Annotated in this window: 5 protein-coding genes and 1 pseudogene; 4 read left to right on the forward strand and 2 right to left on the reverse strand. The window is 68.2% G+C overall.

What is annotated here, in order from left to right:
- Positions 1 to 1,135: pseudogene (locus tag IE198_RS34580) on the reverse strand (Fe-S oxidoreductase); the annotation flags it as partial.
- A gap of 129 nt (positions 1,136 to 1,264) precedes the next feature.
- Positions 1,265 to 1,810 (reverse strand): sugar transferase, encoded by a 546-nt coding sequence (locus IE198_RS34585; RefSeq protein WP_189894021.1) that lies wholly within the window; start codon positions 1,808 to 1,810, stop codon positions 1,265 to 1,267.
- Positions 1,811 to 2,057: 247 nt separating this feature from the next.
- Between IE198_RS34585 and dnaK the strand changes: the two genes are divergently transcribed.
- Genes dnaK through IE198_RS34605 form a run of 4 tightly spaced genes read left to right on the forward strand, consistent with a single transcriptional unit; the run spans position 2,058 to position 6,209 of the window.
- On the forward strand, positions 2,058 to 3,905 hold the full coding sequence (dnaK, locus tag IE198_RS34590) for a molecular chaperone DnaK (RefSeq protein ID WP_189894024.1): 1,848 nt from the start codon (positions 2,058 to 2,060) through the stop codon (positions 3,903 to 3,905).
- Positions 3,902 to 4,543, forward strand: coding sequence for a nucleotide exchange factor GrpE (gene grpE, locus IE198_RS34595; protein WP_189894026.1), 642 nt, complete (start codon positions 3,902 to 3,904; stop codon positions 4,541 to 4,543). The genes dnaK and grpE overlap by 4 nt, the downstream gene beginning before the upstream one ends.
- Positions 4,544 to 4,573: 30 nt before the next feature.
- A complete protein-coding gene (gene dnaJ, locus IE198_RS34600) occupies positions 4,574 to 5,758 on the forward strand; it encodes a molecular chaperone DnaJ (RefSeq protein WP_189894028.1) in 1,185 nt (394 codons plus the stop codon).
- Position 5,759: 1 nt separating this feature from the next.
- Positions 5,760 to 6,209 carry a heat shock protein transcriptional repressor HspR gene (locus IE198_RS34605; protein ID WP_189894030.1) on the forward strand — a complete coding sequence of 150 codons (450 nt, stop codon included), beginning with the start codon at positions 5,760 to 5,762 and terminating at the stop codon, positions 6,207 to 6,209.
- The last annotated feature ends 65 nt before the right edge of the window (positions 6,210 to 6,274 follow it).

Below are 6,274 nucleotides of genomic sequence, written 5' to 3' on the forward strand. Positions count from 1 at the left end.
GCGTGCCGATCAGCGGACGCTCGGCCTCCGCGAGGGCGGCGGCCGGGACGTCCTTCAACTGCTCCTTCGAGGCCTTCTCCTCGCCCTCCATGGTCTTGCCGCCGCCGGCCAGCAGGTAGGGGGCCTTGGCGTGTGCGTGGTCGCGCAGCGACATGATCAGCAGCTTCGGGGACAGCGGCTTGCCGGTGTTCCAGGCGGGGCACTGCGACTGGCAGCGGCCGCACTCGGTGCAGGTGGAGAAGTCGAGGATGCCCTTCCAGGAGAACTGCTCGACCTGGGAGACACCGAAGGTGTCGTCCTCGCCCGGGTCCTCGAAGTCGATCTCCTTGCCGCCCGACGTCATCGGCTTCAGCTCGCCGAGAGCGGACTCACCGGTCGCGTTGCGCTTGAACCAGATGTTCGGGAACGCCAGGAAGCGGTGCCAGGCCACACCCATGTCGGTCTTGAGCGCGACCGTGATCATCCAGATGAAGGACGTCGCGATCTTCAGGCCGGCGAAGAAGTACGTGAGGTTCTGCAGGGTGCTGACGTCCAGCCCCTGGAAAGCCGAGACCAGCGGGTACGAGATGAAGAACGAGGCCTCGTAGCTGTCCACGTGGTGCTGGGCGCCCTCCAGGGCGTGCAGCGTGAAGATGCAGACACCGACGATGAGGATGACGGCCTCGACGAAGTACGCCTGGCCGGTGTTGGACCCGGCGAAGCGGGACTTGCGGCCCGGCTTGCCGGGCCTGTTCAGCTGCCGGACGACGATCAGGGTCAGAATGCCGAACACGGTCATCGTGCCGAGGAACTCGACGAAGACGTTGTACGGCGCCCAGTCACCGATGATCGGCAGGATCCAGTCGGCCTTGAAGAGCTGGCCGATCGCGTTGACGATCGTCAGCAGCAGCGAGAAGAAGCCCACCGCCACGAACCAGTGCGCGACGCCGACGATGCCCCACCTGTTCATGCGCGTGTGGCCGAGGAACTCCTTGACCACGGTGAGGGTGCGCTGGGCGGGGTTGTCGGTCCTGGTGCCTGCGGGCACGGACTGGCCGAGCCGCATGAACTGGTAGATCTGCAGGATGGCACGGCCGAACAGCGCGACGCCGACCGCGATGAGAACCAGCGACACAATGATCGCGGCGAGTTGCATTTGGGGCTCCTCGGGCCTGCGAGGGTTGGTGATCCAGCACTGCTACTAAGCGGTAACTTAGTCGCTCCGTGCTGAGCGTACCCAGTTATTCCGGCGCACTGTAGCCGCGCACGCGGTGATCTGTGTCGCTCAGGCAACCCTGACCGGGGTCACCGGGGCGGCGTGGACGACGCGACGTCCGGCGACCGCCACGGGCACCGTGCGGGCCAGGATCATCAGGTCGAGTCCCAGCCAGTATTGCTCCACATAATGCAGGTCGAGCACGGTCATTTCCTCCCAAGGCATCTCGGAGCGGCCACTCACCTGCCACAAGCCGGTCATTCCGGGCCGTACGGCGCGCCGGGCACGCTCGGGTCCGAGGTCGTCGTGGGTGGCGCCGGGGGCCAGGGGATGCGGCCCCACCAGCGACATCTCGCCGCGTACGACATTGAGCAACTGGGGGAGCCGGTCCAGGCGGTGTCGGCGCAGCACCCTGCTCACCAGGGACCCCGGGCGCCCGGTGCGAAAGGTGCACATGGTGAACGTGCGGCCGTCGAGGCCCATCCGCTCCCGTCGCTGCAGCACGGGGCCCGGTGATGTCACCGCCACTGCCGCCGCGGCCGCCAGCAGGAGCGGTGACAGGGCCAGCAGGAGGAGCAGACCGCCCGTCAGGTCCACGGCTCTCTTCGCTGCCATGGCGTGCCCCCTTGTCCGCGTTCAACGTGAATGACTGTTCTTGACCACTTTTTCGGAATTGACTCTCCCAGACGCGTGCGTGCCGAAAGTGGTGCGCCACGCGCGGGGTGAAGTGTCGACGGTTGAAGAGCTGCACGTAAGAGCCGGATAAAAGTTGAGTGGGCTCGACTCAGGTCTGTTGACTCAGGAAAACGAGTCATGCATCCTTGAGCCAGTTCCACTCAAGTCAGTCGTTGGAGGAATCGAAATGGCACGTGCGGTCGGCATCGACCTGGGCACGACTAACTCCGTCGTCAGCGTTCTGGAGGGCGGCGAGCCCACCGTCATCACCAACGCCGAGGGCGCCAGGACCACGCCGTCCGTCGTCGCCTTCGCGAAGAACGGTGAGGTGCTGGTCGGCGAGGTGGCCAAGCGCCAGGCGGTCACGAACGTCGATCGGACCATCCGGTCCGTCAAGCGCCACATGGGCACGGACTGGAAGATCGAGCTCGACGGGAAGAACTTCAACCCGCAGCAGATGAGCGCCTTCATCCTGCAGAAGCTGAAGCGCGACGCGGAGTCCTACCTGGGCGAGAAGGTCACCGACGCGGTGATCACCGTCCCGGCGTACTTCAACGACTCGGAGCGCCAGGCCACCAAGGAGGCCGGTGAGATCGCCGGTCTGAACGTGCTGCGCATCGTCAACGAGCCGACCGCCGCCGCCCTGGCCTACGGCCTGGACAAGGACGACCAGACGATCCTCGTCTTCGACCTCGGTGGCGGCACCTTCGACGTCTCGCTGCTGGAGATCGGCGACGGCGTCGTCGAGGTGAAGGCCACCAACGGTGACAACCACCTCGGTGGTGACGACTGGGACCAGCGTGTCGTCGACTACCTGGTCAAGCAGTTCCTGTCCGGACACGGCGTCGACCTGTCCAAGGACAAGATGGCTCTCCAGCGTCTGCGTGAGGCCGCGGAGAAGGCGAAGATCGAGCTGTCGTCCTCGACCGAGACGTCGATCAACCTGCCCTACATCACGGCCTCCGCCGAGGGCCCGCTGCACCTGGACGAGAAGCTCACCCGCGCCCAGTTCCAGCAGCTGACGTCCGACCTGCTCGAGCGCTGCAAGACCCCGTTCCACAACGTCATCAAGGACGCCGGCATCCAGCTGTCCGAGATCGACCACGTGGTCCTGGTCGGCGGCTCGACCCGGATGCCCGCCGTCGCCGAGCTCGTCAAGGAGCTCACCGGCGGCAAGGACGCCAACAAGGGTGTGAACCCGGACGAGGTCGTCGCCATCGGCGCCTCGCTCCAGGCCGGTGTCCTCAAGGGTGAGGTCAAGGACGTCCTGCTCCTCGACGTGACCCCGCTGTCCCTCGGTATCGAGACCAAGGGCGGCATCATGACCAAGCTCATCGAGCGCAACACCACGATCCCGACCAAGCGGTCCGAGATCTTCACCACGGCCGAGGACAACCAGCCGTCCGTGCAGATCCAGGTCTACCAGGGCGAGCGCGAGATCGCGGCGTACAACAAGAAGCTCGGGATGTTCGAGCTGACCGGTCTGCCGCCGGCCCCGCGCGGCGTCCCGCAGATCGAGGTCTCCTTCGACATCGACGCCAACGGCATCATGCACGTGACCGCGAAGGACCTGGGCACGGGCAAGGAGCAGAAGATGACCGTCACCGGCGGCTCCTCGCTGCCGAAGGACGAGGTCGACCGGATGCGCCAGGAGGCCGAGCAGTACGCGGACGAGGACCACCGTCGCCGCGAGGCCGCCGAGACCCGCAACCAGGGCGAGCAGTTGGTCTACCAGACCGAGAAGTTCCTCAAGGACAACGAGGAGAAGGTTCCCGGCGAGGTCAAGACCGAGGTCGAGACCGCCCTCACCGAGCTGAAGGAGAAGCTCAAGGGCGAGGACACCGCCGAGATCCGCACCGCCACGGAGAAGGTCGCCGCGGTGAGCCAGAAGCTCGGCCAGGCGATGTACGCCAACGCCGCGCCCGAGGGTGCCGCCGCCGGTGCCGAGGGCCAGGCCGGTGCCGGCGCGGAGGACGACGTCGTCGACGCCGAGATCGTCGACGAGGACAAGCCCAAGAAGGACGGTGCCGCGTGACGGAGGAGACCCCGGGCTTCGAGGAGAAGCCCGACGTCCCCTCCGGCGCCACCCCTGACGACGCCGCCGAGACCGCCGAGACCTCCGAGCAGGAGGGCCCGGCGGCCCCGGCAGGGGACGCAGCAAAGACCGCCGGTCTGACGGCACAGCTGGACCAGGTCCGTACCGCTCTCAGCGAGCGGACGACCGACCTCCAGCGTCTCCAGGCCGAGTACCAGAACTACCGCCGGCGCGTGGAGCGCGACAGGGTCACGGTCAAGGAGATCGCCACGGCGACCCTTCTGACCGAGTTGCTTCCCGTGCTCGACGACATCGGCCGCGCCCGGGAGCACGGGGAGCTGGTGGGCGGGTTCAAGTCGGTGGCCGAGTCCCTCGAGACGGCCGCCGCCAAGATGGGCCTGCAGCAGTTCGGCAAGGAGGGCGAGCCCTTCGACCCGACGATCCACGAAGCCCTGATGCATTCGTACGCGCCGGACGTCACAGAGACGACGTGCGTCGCGATCCTGCAGCCTGGGTACCGCATCGGCGAGCGCACGATCCGCCCCGCGCGGGTGGCGGTCGCCGAGCCCCAGCCGGGTGCGGCGCAGAAGGAAGAGAAGCCGGCCGACGAGGAGAGCGGTGGCCCCGACGAGGGCTGACGCAGGAAACGTCCGGGAGGAGGGACGTCGATGAGCACGAAGGACTTCGTCGAGAAGGACTACTACAAGGTCCTCGGCGTCCCCAAGGACGCAACAGAGGCCGAGATCAAGAAGGCGTACCGGAAGCTCGCCCGCGAGTTCCACCCGGACGCCAACAAGGGCGACGTCAAGGCGGAGGAGCGCTTCAAGGAGATCTCCGAGGCCAACGACATCCTCGGTGATCCCAAGCGGCGCAAGGAGTACGACGACGCCCGGGCCCTGTTCGGGAACGGCGGCTTCAGGGCGCCTGGCGCCGGCGGCCCCGGCGGCACCTTCAACTTCGACCTGGGCGACCTCTTCGGAGGCGCCCAGGGCGGGGCCCAGGGTGGCGCGGGCGGTTTCGGCGGGGGTCTCGGGGACGTGTTCGGCGGCCTGTTCAACCGGGGTGCCGGCGCTGGTGCGCGGACGCAGCCGCGCCGCGGCCAGGACATCGAGTCCGAGGTGACGCTCAGCTTCACCGAGGCGGTCGACGGGGCCACGGTCCCGCTTCGGATGTCCAGCTCCGCCGCCTGCAAGGCCTGTTCGGGCACCGGCGACAAGAACGGCACGCCACGGGTGTGCCCGACCTGTGTCGGCACCGGCCAGGTGTCGCGCGGCGGCAGCGGCTCCTTCTCGCTGACCGACCCGTGCGTGGACTGCAAGGGCCGCGGTCTGATCGCCGAGACCCCCTGCGACGTCTGCAAGGGCAGCGGCCGTGCCCGCAGCTCGCGCACCATGCAGGTGCGTATCCCTGCGGGTGTCTTCGACGGGCAGCGCATCCGGCTGCGCGGCAAGGGCGCCCCTGGTGAGCGCGGCGGCCCGGCCGGCGACCTGTACGTCGTCGTGCACGTCGACGCCCACCCCGTTTTCGGCCGCAGGGACGACAACCTCACCGTGACCGTGCCCGTCACCTACGCGGAGGCGACGCTCGGCGGCGAGGTCAAGGTGCCCACACTCGGCGGTCCGCCGGTGACGTTGAAGCTGCCGGCGGGCACGCCCAACGGACGTACCATGCGCGCCCGCGGCAAGGGCGCGGTCCGCAAGGACGGCACCCGCGGCGACCTGCTGGTCACCGTCGAGGTCGCCGTGCCCCAGGAGCTCAGCGACAAGGCGAAGGAAGCGCTGGAGGCCTACCGCGAAGCCACCGCGGGCGAGGATCCGCGGGCGGAGCTGTTCCAGGCCGCGAAGGGAGCTTGATATGGACCGGTCGGGGCGCAGTCGCAACCCTTACGAACTGACCGACGAGTCGCCGGTGTACGTCATCTCGGTGGCCGCGCAGCTGTCGGGCCTGCACCCGCAGACACTGCGGCAGTACGACCGGCTGGGTCTCGTCTCCCCCGACCGTACGGCCGGCCGGGGCCGGCGCTACTCGGCCCGCGACATCGAACTGCTGCGTACCGTACAGCAGTTGTCGCAGGACGAGGGCATCAACCTGGCGGGTATCAAGCGCATCATCGAACTGGAGAACCAGGTCGCGGCTCTCCAGGCCCGGGTCGCCGAACTGTCGGCGGCCGTGGAGGGCGCGGCTGCGGCGATGCAGCAGCGCGAGGCCCAGGTGCACGCCTCGTACCGGCGCGATCTCGTGCCGTACCAGGACGTGCAGCAGGCGAGCGCTCTGGTCGTGTGGCGGCCCAAGCGACCGGAGTAGTACGGGCGGTCGCCGGGACGGGTCTGTCGGCAGCCCGGGGACGCTCGCAGGGCCGGGAGGCGGAT

The organism is Streptomyces xantholiticus (assembly GCF_014651015.1).
GTDB classification, from domain to species: Bacteria; Actinomycetota; Actinomycetes; order Streptomycetales; family Streptomycetaceae; genus Streptomyces; species Streptomyces xantholiticus.